The 20,443-nt window shown below is 61.7% G+C and carries 21 protein-coding genes; 8 read left to right on the plus strand and 13 right to left on the minus strand.

The window, feature by feature from the left end; genetic code table 11:
- Nucleotides 1–526: 526 nt before the first annotated feature.
- The 4 genes from rpmH (at nt 527) to mnmE (ending at nt 4,348) form a co-directional block, all read left to right on the plus strand.
- The gene (gene rpmH / locus HW452_RS07760) at nt 527–661 is read left to right on the plus strand and encodes a 50S ribosomal protein L34 (RefSeq protein WP_087106981.1); all 135 of its coding nucleotides are present in this window, start codon (nt 527–529) and stop codon (nt 659–661) included.
- 13 nt (nt 662–674) lie between these two features.
- Nucleotides 675–1,076, plus strand: coding sequence for a ribonuclease P protein component (rnpA, locus tag HW452_RS07765; protein ID WP_224105537.1), 402 nt, complete (start codon nt 675–677; stop codon nt 1,074–1,076).
- Nucleotides 1,077–1,190: 114 nt separating this feature from the next.
- Nucleotides 1,191–2,879 carry a membrane protein insertase YidC gene (gene yidC / locus HW452_RS07770; RefSeq protein WP_224105538.1) on the plus strand — a complete coding sequence of 563 codons (1,689 nt, stop codon included), beginning with the start codon at nt 1,191–1,193 and terminating at the stop codon, nt 2,877–2,879.
- Between the two features lie 98 nt (nt 2,880–2,977).
- The gene (gene mnmE, locus HW452_RS07775; RefSeq protein ID WP_224105539.1) at nt 2,978–4,348 is read left to right on the plus strand and encodes a tRNA uridine-5-carboxymethylaminomethyl(34) synthesis GTPase MnmE; all 1,371 of its coding nucleotides are present in this window, start codon (nt 2,978–2,980) and stop codon (nt 4,346–4,348) included.
- A gap of 17 nt (nt 4,349–4,365) precedes the next feature.
- Here the strand turns inward: mnmE and HW452_RS07780 are convergent, their stop codons facing one another.
- The 5 genes from HW452_RS07780 to rarD all read right to left on the minus strand — a co-directional run bounded on the left by HW452_RS07780 (nt 4,366) and on the right by rarD (nt 9,218).
- Nucleotides 4,366–5,058, minus strand: a complete 693-nt coding sequence (locus HW452_RS07780) for an SDR family oxidoreductase (RefSeq protein WP_224105540.1) — start codon at nt 5,056–5,058, stop codon at nt 4,366–4,368.
- A 35-nt stretch (nt 5,059–5,093) separates the two neighbouring features.
- Nucleotides 5,094–6,329: a multidrug effflux MFS transporter gene (locus HW452_RS07785; protein WP_224105541.1), complete on the minus strand. Its 1,236-nt coding sequence runs from the start codon at nt 6,327–6,329 to the stop codon at nt 5,094–5,096.
- Nucleotides 6,326–6,934 (minus strand): TetR/AcrR family transcriptional regulator, encoded by a 609-nt coding sequence (locus HW452_RS07790; RefSeq protein WP_224105542.1) that lies wholly within the window; start codon nt 6,932–6,934, stop codon nt 6,326–6,328. Before HW452_RS07790 ends, HW452_RS07785 begins: the two co-directional genes overlap by 4 nt.
- A 154-nt stretch (nt 6,935–7,088) precedes the next feature.
- On the minus strand, nt 7,089–8,198 hold the full coding sequence (locus HW452_RS07795; RefSeq protein WP_224105543.1) for a cobalamin-independent methionine synthase II family protein: 1,110 nt from the start codon (nt 8,196–8,198) through the stop codon (nt 7,089–7,091).
- A 111-nt stretch (nt 8,199–8,309) separates the two neighbouring features.
- Nucleotides 8,310–9,218, minus strand: a complete 909-nt coding sequence (gene rarD / locus HW452_RS07800) for an EamA family transporter RarD (RefSeq protein WP_224105544.1) — start codon at nt 9,216–9,218, stop codon at nt 8,310–8,312.
- Between the two features lie 107 nt (nt 9,219–9,325).
- Here rarD and HW452_RS07805 point away from each other — a divergent pair, with 107 nt between their 5' ends.
- Entirely contained in the window at nt 9,326–9,784 is a 459-nt protein-coding gene (locus HW452_RS07805; RefSeq protein ID WP_224105545.1) for an Lrp/AsnC family transcriptional regulator, read from the plus strand.
- Between the two features lie 23 nt (nt 9,785–9,807).
- On the opposite strand, the gene HW452_RS07810 is transcribed toward HW452_RS07805, so the two are convergent.
- The 8 genes from HW452_RS07810 to HW452_RS07845 form a co-directional block, all read right to left on the minus strand.
- Nucleotides 9,808–10,653 carry a 23S rRNA (adenine(2030)-N(6))-methyltransferase RlmJ gene (locus HW452_RS07810; protein WP_224105546.1) on the minus strand — a complete coding sequence of 282 codons (846 nt, stop codon included), beginning with the start codon at nt 10,651–10,653 and terminating at the stop codon, nt 9,808–9,810.
- Nucleotides 10,654–10,739: 86 nt separating this feature from the next.
- Complete coding sequence (locus tag HW452_RS07815) at nt 10,740–11,435, minus strand: OmpA family protein (protein ID WP_224105547.1); 696 nt, start codon at nt 11,433–11,435, stop codon at nt 10,740–10,742.
- 31 nt (nt 11,436–11,466) lie between these two features.
- Nucleotides 11,467–12,636, minus strand: coding sequence for a radical SAM family heme chaperone HemW (hemW, locus tag HW452_RS07820; RefSeq protein WP_224105548.1), 1,170 nt, complete (start codon nt 12,634–12,636; stop codon nt 11,467–11,469).
- Complete coding sequence (gene rdgB, locus HW452_RS07825) at nt 12,629–13,237, minus strand: RdgB/HAM1 family non-canonical purine NTP pyrophosphatase (RefSeq protein ID WP_224105549.1); 609 nt, start codon at nt 13,235–13,237, stop codon at nt 12,629–12,631. Before rdgB ends, hemW begins: the two co-directional genes overlap by 8 nt.
- A gap of 164 nt (nt 13,238–13,401) precedes the next feature.
- Complete coding sequence (gene hemL, locus HW452_RS07830) at nt 13,402–14,682, minus strand: glutamate-1-semialdehyde 2,1-aminomutase (RefSeq protein WP_224105550.1); 1,281 nt, start codon at nt 14,680–14,682, stop codon at nt 13,402–13,404.
- A 32-nt stretch (nt 14,683–14,714) separates the two neighbouring features.
- Nucleotides 14,715–15,524: a bifunctional hydroxymethylpyrimidine kinase/phosphomethylpyrimidine kinase gene (thiD, locus tag HW452_RS07835; protein ID WP_224105551.1), complete on the minus strand. Its 810-nt coding sequence runs from the start codon at nt 15,522–15,524 to the stop codon at nt 14,715–14,717.
- Nucleotides 15,524–15,955 carry a protoporphyrinogen oxidase HemJ gene (gene hemJ, locus HW452_RS07840; RefSeq protein ID WP_224105552.1) on the minus strand — a complete coding sequence of 144 codons (432 nt, stop codon included), beginning with the start codon at nt 15,953–15,955 and terminating at the stop codon, nt 15,524–15,526. The genes thiD and hemJ overlap by 1 nt, the downstream gene beginning before the upstream one ends.
- A gap of 13 nt (nt 15,956–15,968) precedes the next feature.
- A complete protein-coding gene (locus HW452_RS07845) occupies nt 15,969–17,759 on the minus strand; it encodes a chloride channel protein (protein WP_224105553.1) in 1,791 nt (596 codons plus the stop codon).
- A 134-nt stretch (nt 17,760–17,893) separates the two neighbouring features.
- On the opposite strand from HW452_RS07845, the gene argC reads away from it, so the two are divergent.
- From argC to HW452_RS07860, 3 genes are all read left to right on the plus strand, one after another.
- The gene (argC, locus tag HW452_RS07850; RefSeq protein ID WP_224105554.1) at nt 17,894–18,928 is read left to right on the plus strand and encodes an N-acetyl-gamma-glutamyl-phosphate reductase; all 1,035 of its coding nucleotides are present in this window, start codon (nt 17,894–17,896) and stop codon (nt 18,926–18,928) included.
- 157 nt (nt 18,929–19,085) lie between these two features.
- Entirely contained in the window at nt 19,086–19,439 is a 354-nt protein-coding gene (erpA, locus tag HW452_RS07855; RefSeq protein WP_224105555.1) for an iron-sulfur cluster insertion protein ErpA, read from the plus strand.
- Between the two features lie 145 nt (nt 19,440–19,584).
- A complete protein-coding gene (locus HW452_RS07860; protein ID WP_224105556.1) occupies nt 19,585–20,367 on the plus strand; it encodes a transporter substrate-binding domain-containing protein in 783 nt (260 codons plus the stop codon).
- Nucleotides 20,368–20,443 lie beyond the last annotated feature (76 nt).

Raw genomic sequence — 20,443 nt, forward strand, 5'->3', positions numbered from 1 at the left:
ACCATCGGTTGAAAACGGCCGACCATTGTAGCGCCCTACGCCCCGGTTATCCACACGGGTTTGGCGACGATTTCTGCCTGTGGACAACTTATCGTGAGCACATGGGAAAACCGGGTAACGAGATGGGGACAGCACCTGTATTCGCGTATCCAGACATCCCTGCACACATCAAATTCACAGTTTACCTACCGGTTATCCGGCACTTATGCACACTGTTTTTATATTTTTAATAATTTGATAAATAAAATGAATAATCACTTATCCACAAATAGTATCCCCACTATTAATAACAACATCATTTAAAAACCTTAACTAGTAATAGTAGTGGTCAGTGGAAGAAACGGTGGTGGGTAATCCGGGTTTGGCCCATTGCCTTTTTGCTGGTTTTTATGCAAGGAAAAATTGCACCCGAGGCGGGAAGTCTCTACAATTTCCGGTCTTGAATTGAAACTCCCCGGCTAGTTTCCTCACTGGACCGGGTCTTTTGGATTCACATCCGTCCTAAACCACGTGGGAATTACGAGTTATGAAACGCACTTTTCAACCCAGCGTTCTCAAACGCAAGCGCACGCATGGCTTCCGTGCTCGCATGGCAACCAAGAACGGCCGCGCCGTTATCTCGCGCCGTCGTGCGAAAGGCCGCAAGCGTCTGAGCGCCTGATCTCGGATTGCGTGTGCCGCATCAAGGCTTTCCCCGGTGTTTACGCCTTTTGAACGCCGGGGATTTCAGTCACGTGTTTGAGCAAGCCGACCTCAAAGTGCATGGCAAAGGGTTGATGGCGCTGGCGCGCATGAGTACCCGGGGTTATCCCCGCTTTGGACTGGTGGTAGGCAAGAAAAATGTAAAGCGCGCTGTAGATCGAAACCGCTTCAAGCGTCTTGTTCGTGAGTCCGCCAGACTTCGTCAGCATCACCTTCCCTCCATGGATATCGTGATATTGGCCAAGCGCGGTGCGCAGGACATCGATAACGAAACGCTTAGCCGCCAGCTACACGGCATGTGGAAACGCCTTCAGCGTGACGCCCAAACGGTACCAGCATCACCGCCGCTTGATGGCGTGACACGTGACGCTTGACGCCACACCTCGCCGCTCGACCTCGGCCTGCCGCCCGGCAGGCTTTCGTGTGTCATGGGTCGAGTAAATGACACTGCGCCATAGCATGTTCATCACCCAGCGGGCAGACCCCTCATGGACGTAAAACGACTTCTCCTACTGATTCCACTGGCAGTACTTGCCTATCTGCTGGTCATCCAGTGGAATCAGGATTATGGGCCGACAGATTACGACTCGACGCCTGAAATAACCCAAAGCAGCAGCAATGCCCCTTTGGGCAATGCACAAAACGATGATGACCTGGCGGTTCCTTCAACGTCTGCACCAAGCGGTGCGGTAGGTGATGGCCTGGCTGACGATACGCAAAGCGGAACCTCGAGCCGCGACTTCATCGCCGTCACTACCGACGTTCTCGACGTGCGCATCGATCCGCAAGGTGGCGATATCGTCTACGCTGCCCTGCCCCAGCACAAGATGACGCTGGATACCGAACGCAACTACGTACTGCTTTCGGACAATGCCACGCGCAGCTACGTCGCACGTTCCGGCCTGCAGCTGGACGGTCAGGCAAGCCGTATCGCCTTCACGCCGGAAAGCAATGCCTACCGCCTGGCCGATGATCAGGATCAACTGAATGTCGACCTGCGCGCTGAGGTCAACGGTGTCGAGGTAATCAAGCGACTGACTTTCGAGCGTGACAGCTACGCGGTGGGCGTGAATTACTATGTCGCCAACAACACCGATGCGCCGGTCAGCGCACGTTTTATCGGCCAGCTGGCACGCGACAATAGCCCCGATCCGTCCAGCGGCGTTGCCCTGGGCATGAAGTCCTATATCGGGGCGGCCTACTCCACGCCGGAGGCGCGTTACGAAAAGATCGATTTTGAAGACATTCAAAATCGTAACTTCGAAAACCGCGAAGCGCAGGGCGGCTGGATCGCGATCATCCAGCACTACTTCGTCTCTGCCTGGGCACCGGCCCAGGATCAGCAGAACCTCTACTACGTCACTACCGATTCAAGCGATCGTAACGTCGTAGCCTTTGCCGGCCCGACCAGCACCATTGCCGCCGAAGGCGAAGCCACGCTGGGCGCCACGCTCTACATGGGTCCCAAGGTTCAGGACTACCTGGAACAGGTAGCCCCCAACCTGCGCCTGACCGTGGATTACGGCTGGCTGTGGTTCATCGCCAACCCGCTGTTCTGGCTGCTGGACAAGATCCACGACATCGTGGGCAACTGGGGCTGGTCGATCGTGCTTTTGACCGTGCTGGTCAAGGCCGCTCTCTTCCCGCTCTCTGCCAAGGCCTACAAGTCGATGGCACGGATGCGCAAGCTCGGTCCGGAAATGCAGCGTCTCAAGGAGATGTATGGCGATGATCGCCAGAAGATGTCTCAGGAGATGATGAAGTTCTACCAGAAGGAGAAGATCAATCCGCTCGGCGGCTGTCTGCCGATCGTCATCCAGATGCCGGTGTTCATCGCGCTGTACTGGATGCTTCTGGAGTCCGTGGAGCTTCGCCACGCGCCGTTCATCTTCTGGATCCAGGATCTGTCGATCAAGGACCCGTACTTCATCCTGCCGATTCTGATGGGTGTGTCGATGTTCGTGCAGCAGATGCTCAACCCGACACCGCCGGACCCGATGCAGGCGAAGATCATGAAGATGCTGCCGATCATCTTCACCTTCTTCTTCCTGTGGTTCCCGGCGGGTCTGGTCATCTACTGGGTGGTCAACAACATCATCTCGGTAGCGCAGCAGTACTTCATTACCAAGCGCATCGAGAACGACCCAAGCGTCGGCAAGGGATTACGAACCAAGTAATCTTCCGCTTGCGCTACCAGACCCCCGCCTTCGTGCGGGGGTCTGGCGTTTTATAGGCGACAAATTCACAATGTATCGATCCATCAAAGAGGCGCGCCATGGCTGAACGACTTTATACCCAGGATACGATCACGGCACTGGCGACCCCGCCCGGGCGTGGCGGTGTGGGCATCATTCGTGTCTCGGGGCCCGCCTGCCGCGCGATTGCCGACGCGGTACTCGGCCACTGCCCGGCGCCGCGCTACGCCCACTACGGGCCGTTTCACGGCGAGAGCGGCACGATCGACGAAGGGATCGCGCTGCTCTTCGAAGGCCCGAACTCCTTTACCGGCGAGGACGTGCTGGAGCTTCAGGGCCACGGCGGCCCGATCATCATGGACATGCTGCTCGAGCGCTGCGTTGCGCTCGGCGCGCGCCTGGCCCGTCCCGGCGAGTTCTCCGAGCGGGCGTTTCTCAACGACAAGCTCGACCTCGCCCAGGCCGAAGCGATTGCCGATCTGATCGACGCTACCTCCCGCTCGGCGGCGGAAAACGCCGTGCGCTCGCTGCAGGGCGAGTTTTCGAACCGTGTCTCGGCGCTGGTCACCCGACTCATCGAGCTGCGTGTGTACGTGGAAGCCGCCATCGACTTCCCGGAAGAGGAGATCGACTTTCTCGCCGACGGCCACGTGGCCACCCACCTCACCGGCGTTCAGCAGGCGCTTGGTGAAGTACGCCGGGCGGCAGGCCAGGGGGCGCTGCTGCGCGAAGGCATGAGCGTGGTGATCGCCGGGCGCCCCAACGCGGGCAAGTCGAGTCTTCTGAACGCGCTGACCGAGCAGGACACCGCCATCGTCACCGACATCGCCGGCACCACCCGGGACGTGCTGCGCGAGTACATCCATATCGACGGCATGCCGCTGCACATCATCGACACCGCGGGTTTGCGCGATACGCCGGATGCGGTGGAGAAGATCGGCGTGGCCCGCGCCTGGGAGGAGATCGAGCGTGCCGACCGGGTACTGCTGATGGTCGACGCCGCGACCACCGATGCCACGGACCCGATGGCAATCTGGCCGGAGTTCGTCGAGCGCCTGCCGGATCGAACGCGGCTGACGCTGGTGCGCAACAAGATCGATGAAAGCGAGGAAGCGGCGGGCATCGACTTATCCACACCCACCCCGACGCTGCGCCTGTCGGCGAAAACCGGGGCGGGTGTGGATAACCTGAAAGCGCATTTGAAGGACGTGATGGGCTTTGCCGCCACCACCGAAGGCCGCTTCTCCGCCCGCCGCCGCCACCTGGACGCGCTCGACCGGGCCATGGAAGCCCTGGACAACGGCCGCGCCCAGCTGGAAGGCTTTGGCGCTGGCGAACTACTCGCCGAAGACCTGCGTGACGCGCAAGCCTCGCTTGGCGAAATCACCGGCGAGTTCAGCGCCGACGACCTGCTCGGCGAGATCTTCGGCAGCTTCTGTATCGGCAAATAGCCGAATCGATCCGAGTCTTACCAGGCCAGCGGCGCCCCGGTGTAGTCGAGAAAGCGCTGCCCGGGGTTATTAAAGTGAGCGCTCACTACATCGACGATGCCCGAGGCGCTCTGCTCGACGGTGACCGGCGCATCGTCGCCGCCCATGTCGGTTTTCACCCAGCCCGGATGAAGATTGAGTACGCCGACGCCGGCAGCGCGTGCCTCGTGGCAGGCCAACCCTCGAGAGAGACTATTGAGCGCCGCCTTGCTGGCCCGGTAAAGTTCGCGGTCGCCCTCCTCGTTGAGCGTTACGCTTCCCATGCGCGAGCTGATAAAGACAACGCTTCCCCCGCGACGCACGGCGGACAGCAGCCGGCGCGCCAGGGCGATGGGGGCGGCGGCGTTGGTCCAGAAAAGCGCGCCCAGCTCCGCCGGCGTGGCCTGCTCGGCGCGCTGGTGCGAAGGCCCCATGATGCCCGCCACGATCACGAGCGCATCGATGGGCGCGTGATCGGCAAGCTGCTCGACGCCGCTCAGGTCGGCAAGCTCCACCGACCGGATCGCAAGGCGATCCCCATGACGTTCGCCGAGCGCCTTGAGCGCCTCGTTATCCGCGCCCTCCCGGGCGGTGGCCGTGACCTGCCACCCCCGGGTCAGAAACTCGCCCGCAAGCCCCAGGCCGATGCCGCGTGAAGCGCCGATCACCACGGCGCGTCCTGTATCACTCATCGTTGGCTCCTCGCCGTCAGTTGAATTTGCCGTTTTCAGACGGATTCAGAGGCCGGGTAAACGGTACGCTCTTCCCGGGCGCTCGCCATCCAGCAAAGCACCAGCCCCAGCGCCCCGCAAATGGCGATAGTCGCAGGCAGCTGCGCGGGATTGACGGTAGTCAGGCTGACCACGAAGCCGACCACGGCGGAGAGCAGGTACTGAAGTACGCCCATCAGTGCCGAGGCCACGCCGGCGGGGGAATCCGCCGCGTTCATGATCAGCGCCATCACGTTACCGAACACCATACCGAGCGAGGCGATCGCGAGTCCCAGAATCAGACCGTAGGTGACGAGCGTCGGCGCGCCGAGCGTATTGACGCCCCAGAGCGCCGCTCCGGCCAGGGTGTAGATCGCGGTTCCCGCCATCATGACGCGAAACGTCGACCAGCCGCGCTTGATGAGCGCGTTACTGACTGCCCCGCCGACCACCAGGCCCACGGAGTTGGCGGCGAAGAGCTGGCTGTACTGGGTGGAATCGAGCCCGAAGTGCTCCATGAACACGAACGACGAGCCGCTGATATAGGAGAAGAACGCCCCCAGCACCAGTCCGCTTGCCACGCTGTAGAGCATGAACACCGGCTGTACGAAAAGCCTTGCGTAGCCTTTCACGATGCTCGCCGCGCTGAGTGCCACGCGCTGCTCCGGGGCAAGCGTATCCGGCACGCTGACAAGCCCCCACACCAGCGTGATCAAGGCAAGCGCCGCCATGGTCCAGAAGATCGTGTGCCACTCGGCGTAGAGCAGGATCAGCCCGCCCAGCACGGGGGCAACGATCGGCGCGACCATCATCACCTGCATGAGAATGGAGAACTTCTGCGCCGACTCCTTGAGTTCGTAGACGTCGTCGATGATCGCCCGCGGCGCCACCAGCCCTGCCGAGGCGCCAAGGGCCTGCAGAAAGCGCGCGGCCATCAGCGTCTCGAAGGAGTGGGCCAGCGCTGCGAGAATCGAGCCGCCGATGAAGACCAGAAGGCCGATCAGCAGCGGCCAGCGGCGGCCGAAGCGGTCCAGCAGCGGCCCGTAGATGGCCTGGCCGACCGCCAGGCCGATCAGAAAGACCGCCAGGGTCTGCTGAATATGGCCGGCAGACACCCCGAGATCCTCGGCGATATCCGGCATGCCCGGCAGGTACATGTCGATGGCCATGGCGTCCAGCGCGGTGATCAGCGCCAGGAGAATGAGAAGCCCGGCCCCGATGGACTGGATGCGGTGTGTCGCTTGCTGGGTCATGACGTCGTGCTCGTGTAGAGGTGGTGGGTCAGTGAGTCTTCGAACGTGCTCAAAAGCGCCGCCAACCGGCGCTCGCCGAGCTCGGCGGTGGTGTAGATCAGCTTGACCTGGAGGCTGTCGACGATGCCGAGATAGGTTTCACCGAATCGTGCTACCTGGGTCGAGGTCGGCGTGACGGTCGCCTTTTCCCAGCGCGACAGCTTGTCCAGAAAGAGGGTTTTCAACTGCGCCAGATACGCTTCGTGCAGCGCGTCGATCGGCTCGGCGAGCGCGGCGGGCGACATGTAGCTTGCGCGCAGGAAAAAGCGCAGATGCGCGACGTCACCGAAGCGGCGCACCAGCGCCTGACAGTAGCCAGAACCGGGCAGCGCCTGGCTTTTTTCGTCGGCAAAGCAGTCGTCGACGAAGGCGCGCTCCTTGCTCAGCGCCTCCTCGAAGGCCGCCATGAAGAGCGCCTCCTTGGACGCAAAGTGGGCGTAGAGCGACGCCTTGCGGATGCCCACCGCCTCGGCGATGGCGGAGAGCGAGGCGCCGTCGTAGTTTGCCGCGGCAAAGTGCGTCACCGCCGCCTCGACGATACGCTGGGTCGCCTTTGAACGTGCCATTTGAACGAACCTCGTGATGCGCTGCTGGAGAGGCTGCGCAATATACTACCTACCGATAGGTAGGTAAATACATCGAGGCACATAAAACAAGAAAAACCCGCCGACGCAGGGACGCCGGCGGGGTTCAGGGAGGGGGATATGACCAGAGGCGGCGCTATTCGCCCCAGACGTCCCGGGCGATTTGAACCACCAACTCGAGCTTGGCCTGCTGTTCGTCCTCGCTGAGCGAGTTGCCCTCCTCGGTGGAGGCGAAACCGCACTGAGTGCTCAGGCAGAGCTGCTCCAGCGGCACGTACTGCGCCGCCTCATGAATACGCGCCTTGATGGCGTCCGGGTCTTCGAGCTCGCCGCTCTTGGTGGTGACAAGGCCCAGCACCGCTTTCTGATGGCCGGGTTTGATGAAGCGCAGCGGCGCGAAATCACCGGCGCGGTCGGAGTCGTACTCCAGAAAGAAGGCATCGACGTTCACCGAGCCGAAGAGAAGCTCGGCCACCGGTTCGTAGCCGCCCTCGGAGATCCAGGTCGAGCGGAAATTGCCGCGGCAGACGTGCAGGCCGACCACCAGATCAGACGGCTTGCCCTCGAGCGCCTTGTTGAGCGTGCGGGCATAGATCCCGGCGAGCTCGTCCGGGTCCTCGCCGCGCTCGATGACGAGCTGGCGCTGGGCATCGGAGCACAGATATGCCCAGACGGTATCGTCGAGCTGCAGATAGCGACAGCCCGCGTTATAAAAGGCTTGGATTATCTGCCGGTAGACCTTTGCGAGATCCGCGAAGAAGTCCTCGATAGCCGGGTAGACCTCACGACTGACCGCGTCTCGCCCGCTTCTAAAGTGCAGCACGCTGGGGCTCGGGATGGTCATCTTGGGCGTTGCGCCGTGACTGATGCTGGCGAGGTATTTGAAGTCCTCGAGCATCGGATGATCCGTGAAGCCGAGCTTGCCGGTGACCTTCACGCTGCGCGATTTGGTCTGGATGCCGTTGAACTGGATGCCCTGGTCGGCATCAACGCCTTCCACGCCGTCGAGTCCTTCAAAGAAGTCGAAATGCCACCAGGCGCGGCGAAACTCACCGTCGGTCACCACGTGCAGGCCGCACTGGCACTGGCTTTTTACGGCGCGTTCGATGGCATCGTTTTCCACCTCGCGCAACGCCTTCGAATCCAGCTCGCCTGCCTGGCGTTCGAGGCGGGCTTGCTTGATGGAAGCGGGTCGCAAAAGACTGCCGACCACGTCGGCGCGAAAGGGGGCGGTCAGTGTACTCATGAGGGTCTGCCCTGTTGGAGTGCCATGTTCGATACCAACATCCTCGCCCAACGCACTCTTGAAAAAAAGTGATCTTTTTTTGATGTGACGTGAATATTTTTAATAATGGCGTCACTGCGTCGTCAGCGCCGCTCGCCGGTGATTGCGCCACCCGAGGCCGCCTTCGAGACAAAGCACCGCCACGGCCAGCCAGAGGGCGATATAGGTCGGCCATTCGCCGGGCCCGACCGACTCCCCCAGGCAAAGGGCGACCAGAAACAGCAACAGCGGCTCCACGTAAACCAGCAGGCCAAACAGGCTCAGATTCAAAAGCGGCGCGGAAAGCGCCTGACATACCAGCGCCAGGGCGCTGAGCAGGCCAAGGCCCAGCACCCACGAGGAGGACTCGATACCAGGCGCACCCACCACCTCGCCGCCGCTCAGGATGAAATGGACGCTGACCGGAAGCGCCAGCAGCATGTCGAACCAGAGCCCGCCCAGGTGGTTGGTATGGGTTGCCCGGCGCAGCCAGAAATAGAGCGGGTAGCCCAGACACACCACGAGGGTCGGCCAGGCCAGCGATGAAGACACCAGCAGCTGATTCGTGGCTCCCGCCAGGGCAAGCAGGCTGGCCAATATTTGCAGACGCGAAAGCCGGTCACCGAAGGCCAGCCGCCCGATCAACACCATGGTGATCGGCATCAGAAAGTAGCCAAGCGATACCGCCAAACCCTGGCCGTTGCCCGGCGCCCACATGAAAAGCCAGAGCTGGACACCGAGCAACCCCGCGCCGAGCAGCCGTGTGGCCCAGAAAAGGCGCTCCCGCGCGAGGCGCCGAATCAGCGCCGTGATTTGCCCGCCATACCCCCGCCACAGGATGAAAAGCGTCAGGCAGGGAAAGGTGAGCAGCATGCGCCAGCCGTAGATCTCGCCGCCATCAAGGGCGTGGAGCAAAGGCGCGTAGGCGAACATGAGAGCAAAAAAGATCGACCCTGCGACGTTCAAGGCGACGCCGAGGGCGGTATCCGGGGCGGTTTGCATGATGAGTTCCGAGACCTGAAGTGTCGCGATACTTTATTGCACGCGCTACGATAAAGGCGCTCGAATTAAGGGCTTACCACGATAAATTTTCTCACCGAGTAACACGCATGGCGCTGGACGACTTCGATATATCCCTGCTCAACCATCTACAGGCCGACTGCCAGACGCCGCTTCGCGAGCTGGCCGAGGCCGTGCATCTTTCGACGGCCTCCGTACAGCGGCGTATTCAGCGGCTCAAGAAAGAGGGTTACATCCAGGCAAGCGTGGCGGTACTCGACCCGGACAAGCTCGGCCAGGTGATCACTTTGTTCGTGGAAGTGCGCGCCAGCAGAACCCACACCGCCGACCTCGAGGCGCTGAAAGCGCGCTTTTCCGGCCCGGAAATCCAGCAGTGCTACTACGTGACCGGCGAGGCGGATTTCATGCTGGTGCTGCTGGTGCCCAGCATGAGCCGCTTTGGACAGATCTGCGACGCGCTGTTTCACGACAATCCCAACGTCGAGTGGTTTCGCACCCTGGTGGCGCTGGACCGAGTCAAGACCACTCAGGAGGTGCTTTTGGCGTAGCGGCCAGGCGGCTGCGAAGCCGCCTACTCCTCCACCAGCCAGCGGGCGTCGAAGCGGCTCTCGTTACCGAGCAGCGCGGTGATCTCGCGCATCGCGCTGCGCATGCGCTCATCGAGCCCCCAGGGCGGATTCACGACCAGCATGCCGCTGGCATACATGCCGTGGCGCTCGCCGCCCGGTTCGCGCAGGAAAAGCTCGCTTTGCCAGATCTTGCGCACGCCGCTTCCCTTCAGCGTCTCCAGCAGCGTGTGATGGGCGCCAGAGGGCAGTAGCGGATACCAGATCATGATCACCGCGTGGCGGGCCTTCTCCATCGCCTGGACGACGCTGTCCGCCACCGCCTGATATTCGGTTTTCAACTCGAAACTCGGGTCGATCAGCACGCAAAGCCGCGGTGTTTTCACCGGTACCCGTCGTTCGAGCTCCTCCAGTCCGTCGCCGTACACGCGCACCGCCGCCTCGGGTAGCGCCTGGGTGTCGAGTTCGGCGTGCTCGCCGGGGTGAAGCTCGCAAAGGCGTAGCGCATCCTGCTCCCTGAGCCCGCGCGCAAGCCACCAGGGCGAGCCGGGGTAGTGGCTCAGCCGAGCGGCATCCGGCTGGACGCTTGCAACGTGGGATAGCCACTCGGCAAGCAGCGGGTCCGATACCTGCGCGCGCGCCTGCCACAAGGGGTCGATGCCTTCACGATGCTCCTGAAGCTTCAGCGCCTCTTTCGCTGCCAGCGGGTAAAGCCCCCGACCGGCGTGCGTGTCTATATATGTAACGGCGCTTTTTTTACGTAATAAATGATCCTGCACCGCGTAAAGGGTGAGGTGCTTGTGGACATCGGCAAAGTTGCCGGCGTGATAGGCGTGTTGGTAAGAGAGCATGGTGATCCGCACAGATGATGAAAAAAAGCCCGCTATCCATGATAGCGGGCTTGAGGGTCAGACCCTACTCGTTCGAGGGGAAGTGATCAGTAGTTGCCCTGCCCCTGGCCTTGGCCAGCCTGACCGGTCGGCGTCAGGGTGATTTCCACGCGGCGGTTCTGCGCACGGCCCTGGTCGTTGTCGTTGCTGGCCACCGGCTGGTTGGCCCCATAGCCGCGGGTAGCCAGACGCGAGGACGACACGCCGTTCTGGCTCAGGTAGTTGCCTACCGCCTGGGCGCGGCGCTCGGAGAGGCGCTGGTTGTAATCGGCCGCGCCGGTGCTGTCGGTGTGGCCGGCAATGTTGACGCGGGTGTCGGTGTACTGAGTGAGTACGTTGGCCACTTCGTTGAGCGAGCTGCGCGCCTGGCTTGTGAGCTCGGACGAGTCGAAGCCGAAGGTCACGCTGCTGGGCATGTTGAGCACGATATCGTCGCCGCGGCGGTCGATCTCGATGCGCGAGCCCTGCAGGCTTTCACGCAGCTGGTTCTCCTGGCGGTCCATGTAGGCGCCAACGCCGGCGCCGGCGGCGGCACCCACGGCAGCACCGATCAACGCACGGTCGCGGCGGCTGGTGGCGCTGCCGCCGGAAAGTGCGCCCGCCGCCGCGCCTACCGCTGCACCAATCCCGGTGCCAACGCCGGTATTGGAGCGCTGTGTCTGGCCGCCGTAAGGATCGGAAGTCGCACAGCCGGCTACCAGAATGGCGGCCGCCAGCGGGGTCAGTAGTCGAGAAATACGCATCACTCACTCCTTGTTTGTCTTTGCGCTTTAGTCACTCGTCGCTGATCGAGGCCAGCAACTCATTCAAGAATAATAGACCTTGCGGCGATGCACGCAGTTTTTCAGGCATTTCCATCAAAAGTCCTTTTTTGGAAGCGGTCTGCAAACGGGCAAGCAAACGCTCTTCAGGCTGTCCGGTATGTGCCGCCCAGGTGGCCAGGGCAACGCCTTCGGTCAGGCGCAGCGCGTTCATGGCAAACTCCAGCGGCAGCTCGGCTTCATGGATGATCGATTTACCCGCCACGAACCCCCGGGGATCGTTGACGCGACGCAGATAGGCGTCGGGCTGGCGCGTCTTCCAGCGCCGCTCGATATGCCATTGGCCGTGTCGATCGATTGCGCTCAGCTTGCCGTGGGCACCGGCCCCGATCCCCAGATAATCGCCGAACTGCCAGTAGTTGAGGTTATGCCGGCTCTGCTTGCCTGGCGCTGCATAGGCGGAAATTTCATAGCGTGAAAAACCGGCCTGCTCCAGGCGCTGATGGCCCATCTCCTGAATGTCCCAAAGCGCCTCTTCTTCAGGCAGCACCGGCGGGTGGGAATGAAACGCCGTATTGGGCTCGAGCGTGAGCTGATACCAGGAGAGGTGATCCGGCGAAAGCGCAAGCGCCTTGTCGATATCGGCCAGCGCCAGTGCTGGTGTCTGGCCGGGCAAGCCGTGCATCAAATCGATATTGATATTCTCGAAGCCGGCCGAACGCGCCTGACCTACCGCGCTGATCGCTTCATCGGCGCCATGGATACGGCCCAGGGCGTCGAGCTGAGCGGATTGAAAGCTTTGGGTGCCGAGCGAGAGCCGGTTGATGCCTGCTTCCCGATAGCCGATGAAGCGCGCCTGTTCGGTCGTGCCTGGGTTGGCTTCCAGAGTGATTTCAATGGTTTCTGAAAACGTCAGGCGTTGCTGAATCTGGCTGAAAAGGCGCTGGTAGAACGCCGGAGACAGCAGGCTTGGCGTGCCGCCCCCGATAAAGATGGTCTGTATCTCACGCCCGGCCACGAGCGCAAGATCGCCATCCAGATCCTTCAGCAGTGCCTCCAGATATGCGTCTTCCGGCAGCGCTTGCGACTGGGGTTCGTGGGAGTTGAAATCGCAGTAGGGGCACTTGCGAACGCACCACGGGGTATGGATATACAGCGACAGCGGCGGCAGTAGCTCAGCCATGCGCCACCTTGAGCATCTCCACCAGCCCCGTCAACGCGCGGCCTCGATGACTCAACCGGTTCTTCATTTCGCTGGGCAATTCGGCCACGCTCATGCCCTGCTCGGGCAGCCAGAAGAGCGGGTCGTAGCCAAACCCCTGGTCGCCACGCGGGTGCGCCAGCAATTCGCCTTCCCAGCTGCGTTGCACGATCACCGGCACCGGGTCGGCCGGGTGGCGTAGATAGACCAGCACACACCAGTAACGCCCGGTGCGCTGACCTTCGGCGCAGTCGCTCAGCGCCGCCAGAAGTTTTTCGTTGTTACGCTGATCGCTTTTGGGCTCGCCGGCGTAGCGGGCCGAATAGATACCGGGCTGGCCGGCCAGGGCGTCCACTTCAAGCCCCGAGTCATCCGCCAGCGCCGGCAGGCCACTGACCCGGCTCGCTTCGCGTGCCTTCAGCAGAGCGTTTTCCACGAAAGTCAGCCCGGTTTCCTCGACATCGTGTACGCCAAAATCGGCCTGCGGGCGAACATCGAACCCCAGAGGCGCCAGCAACTGATTGAACTCTCGCAATTTTCCAGCATTGCCGCTGGCCAGGACAAGGGTATTAACCACGGACATCAGAGTATCTCCACGCATTGGAAAACCAGTTTACGCTCAATCGATTCGTTGCCTATCCAGCAAAGTGTTACTGAATGTATATTGCTTCCCTTGCAGGCACACCTCAAAGCGTGCAGAAGCCGCCCGGATGAGCGGCTTCTGAGTGCAGCAGGCGCCACGTCCTGTTACATGAGGCTGAAGGCTTTCTCCGCCGCGTCCAGGGTGAACTGGATATCTTCCGGCGTATGCGCACTCGACATGAAGCCTGCCTCGAATGCCGACGGTGCCAGGTAGACACCGTGGTCGAGCATGGCGCCAAAGAAGCGGCGGAAGGCTTCCGGGTCACAGGCCGTTGCCTGGGCAAAGTTGTCCACCCGGCGCTGGGAAGTAAAGAAGACGCCGAACATGCCCCCGGCGGACTGCGTCATCATGGGAACACCCGCCGCGTTGGCACGCTCCTGAAGACCGCTGCACAGCGTTTCGACCCGCTGGGTGAGCGCATCGTGAAAGCCCGGTACTTGAAGCTTGGTCAAAAGCGCGATACCCGCCGCCATGGCCAGCGGATTACCCGACAGCGTGCCCGCCTGGTAGACCGGCCCCATGGGGGAGATATTCTGCATGATGTCGCGCTTGCCGCCGAATGCCCCCACCGGCATGCCGCCGCCCACGATCTTGCCCAGACAGGTCAGATCCGGGGTGATGTGGTAGTGCGCCTGGGCGCCGCCCAGCGCCACCCGGAACCCGGTCATCACCTCATCAAAAATCAGGATGCTGCCGCTTTCGTTGCATACCCGGCGCAGGGTTTCCAGAAAGCCCGGCTGGGGCGGAATGCAGTTCATGTTGCCGGCCACCGGCTCGACGATGATACAGGCGATCTGCTCGCCGATGTCTGCAAAGCACTCCTCGACACCCTCGATATCGTTATAGGAGAGCGTGATGGTGTGTTCGGCAAGCGAGGCGGGAACACCGGGCGAGCTGGGCTCGCCGTGGGTCAGCGCGCCAGAGCCCGCCTTGACCAGCAGTGAATCCGAGTGGCCGTGGTAGTTGCCTTCGAACTTGACGATCTTGTCGCGCCCGGTCGCTCCCCGCGCCAGGCGAATGGCCGACATGGTGGCTTCGGTGCCGGAGCTGGTCATGCGCACCATCTCCATGGAAGGGATCATCTCGCAGATCAGATCCGCCATGGTGGTTTCCACCGCGGTGGGCGTACCAAAGGAGAGGCCGTTATCCAGCCGGGCGCGCACGGCGGCCAGCACATCCGGGTCGGCGTGGCCGGTAATCATCGGCCCCCAGGAGCCTACGTAATCGACGTAGCGATTGCCTTCCACGTCGAACAGATAAGCACCTTGAGCGCGTTCCATGAACACCGGCGGACGATGCAGCCCCTTGAAGGCACGGACCGGCGAATTGACACCGCCGGGAATATGGCGGCTGGCAAGCTCAAACAGTTCTGCAGATGTGGTCATGGCGTCCTCAATATCAGTGGCATTTAATGAGATCAAAAGCGGACCGGGCGTGGCAAGCGGTTGGGCAGACACTGCCCGCTGGGTGGCTGGTAGCCGTGAGACAGGCTTTCCCAGGTAAAGTGCTGGGCCTGTTCGCAGGCGGTAAGTAAGCGCTCACCCACGGCCAGTCGCGCGGCAATGGCCGAGGCCAGGGTGCAGCCCGAGCCGTGAAACTGCTCGGGCAGGCGTGGCCACTGCCATTGGCGGGTGGTGTCGGGTGAATGCAGCGTGTGCCTTACCTGCTGCTCGTTACCCGGCAGCGGCTCGTCGGTGGCGGTGACCAGCACCGCCTGGCAGCCTTGGGACAACAGTGACACGGCGCGCGCCGTGTCGTCCCATGGCTCGGTAATGTCCGGCGTCAGTTGAGCAAGCTCGAACCGGTTGGGCGTCAAGATATCCACAAGGGGTAGCAGGCGCTCGACGTAGAGTTTCTGCAATTGGGGTGTGGATAACCTGGCGCCGCCCCCGGCCTTGAGTACCGGGTCGGCAACGACCGGAATACCGGGGAAACGGCGGATGATCTGCTCGGCGGCGCGCAGCGTGGCTTCATCGGCCAGCAGCCCTAGCTTGATTGCGGCAACCTGCATCTCGCTCAGCGCTTCGGCCATCTGGCGCATCAGTGCCGGATCCGCGGGTATCACCCGGGTCACGTCATGGCAGTTCTGTACCGTCAGGGCGGTGGGGATGGTGACCGCCCAGCCGCCGCAGGCGGCAACGGTTTCGCTGTCGGCTACCAGGCCCGCCCCACCAGTGGGGTCGTGACCTGCCAGCACCAGTACCACAGGAGAAAGCGGCTGGCGCATCAGAACGGTTTTACAACGGCAAGCAGCACGATCGCCACCAGAGCGATCACCGGCGCTTCATTGAACCAGCGAAAGAAGACGTGGCTTTTAGTGCAGCGGTCCTGGGCGAACTGCTTCAAGTAGATCAGGCAGACGTGATGGTAGGCCACCAGCAGCACCACAAAGGTGAGCTTGACGTGCATCCATCCTTGGCTGAACCAGAAAGGATTTAGATAGAGCATGGCGCCGCCGAAGATCAACACCAGAATCATCGACGGCGTCATGATGCCGCGATACAGCTTGCGCTCCATGGTCTTGAAGTAAGCCATGGACTGCTCGTCGCCCTTGTCCCGCGCCATGGCGTGATACACGTAAAGCCTTGGCAGATAGAACAGCGCGGCAAACCAGGTCACCATGGCCATCAAGTGCAGGGCCTTTAACCAAATGTACATTGTCTCTCCTTGCTTACACGGCGGAATCGTTATCTTTCGGGTCGGCGTAATAGTAGTAACGCTCGATGGCACCCCGGGTGATGATACCTGAAATTCGCTGCTGCTTTGGCCGATAACCATGCACGACGTAAAGGGCGCCCAGGGCATCGTCCTGCAGTTTCAAGAACGCCTCGGAAAGGGTTGCTTGCAGGCCAATCGGCGAAAGCTCCAGACGCTGTCCGGGAATCTCGAGCAGATCCACCCGCTCGTCTTCAGGGGGGTCATTACCCTCCAGCGCTTCGTCATGCTCCAGAAGCCAGCGCGCCAGCGTGGCCGCCTTCAAGGCCAGTACGCTCTTCTCCTCGCTCGAGCGCTCGATCACCAGCCACATGGGGTTGGATTCGAGCAGCCGCCGAGCCTGCTCGATGGTTATCATGCGCTCGGTGCGCACCAGGCTGCGCTCCATCACCGCAGGGACCGAAACCCGGGAAAGCGCCTGCATCAACGGCTGCTGAAGCGGATGCAGGCCATAACGCACGGCGCTGATGAAAAAGCCTTCGCAGCCGGTAAGCTGACGCGAGGTCAGGCAGGCCACTACCACCGCCAGCATTCCAGGCAGCATGATATTGGGCGTATGGGTAAGCTCCATCAAGGCCATCAGGGCAGCCAGCGGTGCCTGAAGCACTGCCCCCATCATCGCCGCCATGCCCAGCATGGCGTAGATCCCCGGGTCGGCCGCCTTCTCGGGCCATATCCAGCCTCCCAGCATGCCGCCGAGCGCTCCGGTCGCCGCGCCCACCACCAGCACGGGGCCGATGATACCGATCGGCACTCCCCCGGAGACGGTCAGTGCGGTAATCAATAGCTTGGCGATCATCAGCGCCAGCAGCACCTTGATTTCAAGCTGATTGTTGAGAGCGGCAGCCACGCTGTCGTAACCGATCCCCTGCACCTGGGGAAACCACCACGCCGCCACGGCGGTCACCACGCCGACCGCTCCCAGGCGAAGCCATAGCGGCCACTGCGACAGGCGAGTATTGCGCGACACATGAATGAACAGCCCGGCCAGCAGCCCCACCACGAGGCCCAGCAACACCACCCAGGGCAGGTTCATCAACGAGCCCAGGGCCACCTCGGGAATGCGAAAGGCCGGGTCGTTGCCGTATACCACCTGAGCTACCATGGCCGCCATGGTGGAAGCCAGAATGACCGGCATGAAGCTCATCAGGGTGTACTCCATCATGACCACTTCCATGGCGAAGATGACCCCGGCAATCGGCGTATTGAACGATGCCGAAATACCCGCGGCGGTGCCGCAGGCCACCAGCACGCGCAGACTGTTGTTGGGCAGACGAAGTTTCTCTCCCAGCCCGCTCGAGGCCGCGGCACCCAGATGAATCGCCGGGCCTTCACGACCGGCGGAGAGCCCGCCGAGCACCGACACCACGCCCACCCACCACTGATTCAGCCAGTTGCGCACCGGAAAGCGGCCCTGGTGATAGGAAAGCCGCTCGATCACGTGCCCTACGCCAAGCTTGCGGGCGCTGGCCTTCTGCCGGTAGAGCAGCACCCCGATCAGGCTGACGGCTACCAGGGGCAACAATGAGCGCAACCAAGGGGCGAGCCCTTCGAATGCCTCTGGATTGCCCTCGGGCATGTAGAGCACCGCGCCGGCTTCGAGCAATAACCGAAAGGCGACCATCACGGCCCCGGTAATCACCCCGGATACCAGCCCGAGCACGCACAGTTGCGGTAGTGCATCGACATTGGCCAGCTGGCGCCGAAAGCTCTCTAGGGTGAAATCAGACCGGGAAAAACGCGCCACGACGACCTTCCTATGCTCTTGTGTTGTAGTTCTCTTGTGTATCATAGCCCGGTACGCTTCGACAGCCTTCGGCAATCTGTTTAGGCTGTTAATTATTAACGTGTCTCAAGTGCGCAATTCGCAAGGAGTGGTTCGTGATCAAAGTCGGCATTGTGGGCGGTACCGGTTATACCGGCGTTGAGCTGTTGCGGTTACTGGCCCAGCATCCCGAAGTCAGCGTTGAAGCCATCACCTCGCGCTCGGAAACCGGCGTCAAGGTGTGTGACATGTACCCCAACCTGCGCGGCCACTGCGACACCCTGACGTTCAGCGAACCCGATGCCCGAAAGCTCGGTGCCCTGGATGCCGTATTTTTCGCCACGCCCCACGGGGTCGCCCATGCCCTGGCAGGCGAACTCCTGACCAATGGCACGCGGGTGATCGACCTTTCCGCCGACTTCCGGCTGCGCGACGCCGACCTATGGAGCGAATGGTATGGCCAGGCTCACGGCGCCCCTGAGCTGCTTGGCGAGGCGGTCTACGGCCTGCCCGAGATGCACCGTGAAAAGATCAGGAACGCACGTCTGATTGCCGTTCCCGGCTGCTACCCCACCGCCGTGCAACTGGGCTTTCTGCCACTGCTGGAAGCTGGCCTGATCGATGCGCAGCAGCTGATTGCCGACTGCAAATCCGGCGTTACCGGTGCCGGCCGCGGGGCCAAGGTGGGTTCGCTGCTGGCCGAAGCCAGCGAATCGTTCAAGGCCTACGGCGCCTCGGGCCATCGCCACCTGCCGGAAATTCGCCAGGGGCTCAACGACATGCAGCAAAGCCCGGTGGGGCTGACCTTCGTTCCTCATCTGACGCCGATGATTCGCGGCATTCACGCCACCCTCTACAGCCAGCTCACCACAGAAGCAGATGACCTGCAGACCCTGTTCGAGCAGCGCTACGCCAACGAACCTTTCGTCGACGTCATGCCCGCCGGCAGCCATCCCGAAACGCGCAGCGTCAAAGGCAATAACACCTGCCGCCTGGCGGTGCACCGCCCGGCAGGCGGCAATACCGTGGTGGTGCTGTCGGTGATCGACAACCTGGTGAAAGGGGCCTCGGGCCAGGCCATCCAGAACCTGAACCTGATGTTCGGCCTCGATGAAACCCTGGGCCTGAACGCGCCGGCGCTGATGCCTTGAGCGCGCCTGCCTCGCCCCCCTGACCATCCTGCCAAGGGCAACGCCACGTTGCCCTTCACGCAAGGTACCAACACAATAGTTGACCCTTTTGCTCGGAATTACCCATAATTACCCCCCAATGCCGATTATTCGTCCTTAAAGCTCGCGGGAGGTACCCATGAGCGGTGCAGAAGCCTTTGTTCCAACCCCTTTGATGCTGTCCGACAGCGCGCGTAAACGTATCGGCGCCCTGATGGATGAAGAGGGAAATTCCGCGCTGAAGCTGCGCGTCTACGTCACCGGTGGCGGCTGTTCCGGCTTCCAGTACGGTTTCGACTTTGCCGACAGCGTGGCCGAAGACGATACGGTCATCGAGTTCGGCAGCGCGACCCTGGTGGTCGACCCGCTCTCCTACCAGTATCTGGTCGGCTCTACCGTGGATTACGAAGAGGGGCTTGCCGGCGCACGGTTTCGTGTCCAGAACCCCAATGCCACGACTACCTGCGGCTGTGGCGCCTCCTTCATGGTCTAGCAGCGTTTACAGCAAGCGTTCCTCGTGACTTGACGCCTTGACGGTTTCTCGCCAAGGTTGATAGGTCAACAACCGCTCGTCAGGCGTCATGCCGAGAGTCTCTCTCGATAAGACGCAACGGAGCCAATAACACACGGGGAAACGAATGAAAGCTTCAGCCATTAAAATAGCAACCAAGACAGCAATTGCCTCCGCGATTGCTCTGAGCCTTTCCAGCGCCACGGTCGCCATGGCCCAGACGCCATCGGTCAACGTTGCCACCGACCCGAGCTTTGTCCCCTTTGAGATGCTGGACCAGGAAACCGGTGAAATGGTCGGTTTCGATATGGATATCATCAATGAGATCGCCGAACGCGCGGGCTTTGAGGTCAACCTGACCACCATGGAGTTTTCCGGCATCATCCCGGCGGTGCAGACCGGCAGCCAGGAAATCGCCATCGCTGGCATCACGATCACCGACGAGCGCGCTCAGATCGTCGATTTCACCGACCCCTACTACGACTCCGGCCTGCAGATCATCGTGCGTGCCGATAACGAAGACGTCTCCTCGCTCGAGGATCTCAAGGATCTGAGCATCGCCACCAAGATCGGCTCGACCAGCCACGACTTCCTGCAGCAGGAGCTGGGCGAGGACGCCGATATCACGCCCTATCCCGGCTCTGCCGACATGTACATGGCGCTACTTGGCCGTAACGTCGACGCCGTGCTCTACGATGCTCCCAACGTCGCCTACTTCACGCAGACCCGCGGTGAAGGCCGTACCAAGGTGGTCGGCCCGCTTTACGAAGGCCAGCAGTACGGCATCGCCTTTCACAAGGGCAGCGAGTGGGTAGAGCCTGCCAACGAAGCGCTGGCCGCCATGCGCGAAGACGGCACCTACGACGAGATCTACACCAAGTGGTTTGGTGAAGCACCCAGCGAAGAGTAATCAGGCCGGAAGGCTTGACTCACCTCTCTACTGGTCAAAGGGCCGGGCGGCCATCCCCCGGCCCTTTGTCGTTATA

It is taken from the genome of Vreelandella aquamarina (genome assembly GCF_020075495.1).
GTDB lineage: Bacteria > Pseudomonadota > Gammaproteobacteria > Pseudomonadales > Halomonadaceae > Vreelandella > Vreelandella aquamarina_A.

Bases quoted from the DNA above. Each gene is read 5' to 3' on its own strand.
- HW452_RS07785 (WP_224105541.1), bottom strand. From the start codon at position 6,329: ATGACCCAGCAAGCGACACACCGCATCCAGTCCATCGGGGCCGGGCTT.
- mnmE (WP_224105539.1), top strand. From the start codon at position 2,978: ATGGCTGAACGACTTTATACCCAGGATACGATCACGGCACTGGCGACC.
- HW452_RS07795 (WP_224105543.1), bottom strand. From the start codon at position 8,198: ATGAGTACACTGACCGCCCCCTTTCGCGCCGACGTGGTCGGCAGTCTT.
- rarD (WP_224105544.1), bottom strand. From the start codon at position 9,218: ATGCAAACCGCCCCGGATACCGCCCTCGGCGTCGCCTTGAACGTCGCA.
- hemJ (WP_224105552.1), bottom strand. From the start codon at position 15,955: ATGTACATTTGGTTAAAGGCCCTGCACTTGATGGCCATGGTGACCTGG.
- thiD (WP_224105551.1), bottom strand. From the start codon at position 15,524: ATGCGCCAGCCGCTTTCTCCTGTGGTACTGGTGCTGGCAGGTCACGAC.
- erpA (WP_224105555.1), top strand. From the start codon at position 19,086: ATGAGCGGTGCAGAAGCCTTTGTTCCAACCCCTTTGATGCTGTCCGAC.
- HW452_RS07790 (WP_224105542.1), bottom strand. From the start codon at position 6,934: ATGGCACGTTCAAAGGCGACCCAGCGTATCGTCGAGGCGGCGGTGACG.
- HW452_RS07860 (WP_224105556.1), top strand. From the start codon at position 19,585: ATGAAAGCTTCAGCCATTAAAATAGCAACCAAGACAGCAATTGCCTCC.
- rdgB (WP_224105549.1), bottom strand. From the start codon at position 13,237: ATGTCCGTGGTTAATACCCTTGTCCTGGCCAGCGGCAATGCTGGAAAA.
- HW452_RS07805 (WP_224105545.1), top strand. From the start codon at position 9,326: ATGGCGCTGGACGACTTCGATATATCCCTGCTCAACCATCTACAGGCC.
- hemL (WP_224105550.1), bottom strand. From the start codon at position 14,682: ATGACCACATCTGCAGAACTGTTTGAGCTTGCCAGCCGCCATATTCCC.
- yidC (WP_224105538.1), top strand. From the start codon at position 1,191: ATGGACGTAAAACGACTTCTCCTACTGATTCCACTGGCAGTACTTGCC.
- HW452_RS07780 (WP_224105540.1), bottom strand. From the start codon at position 5,058: ATGAGTGATACAGGACGCGCCGTGGTGATCGGCGCTTCACGCGGCATC.
- HW452_RS07810 (WP_224105546.1), bottom strand. From the start codon at position 10,653: ATGCTCTCTTACCAACACGCCTATCACGCCGGCAACTTTGCCGATGTC.
- rpmH (WP_087106981.1), top strand. From the start codon at position 527: ATGAAACGCACTTTTCAACCCAGCGTTCTCAAACGCAAGCGCACGCAT.
- HW452_RS07815 (WP_224105547.1), bottom strand. From the start codon at position 11,435: ATGCGTATTTCTCGACTACTGACCCCGCTGGCGGCCGCCATTCTGGTA.
- hemW (WP_224105548.1), bottom strand. From the start codon at position 12,636: ATGGCTGAGCTACTGCCGCCGCTGTCGCTGTATATCCATACCCCGTGG.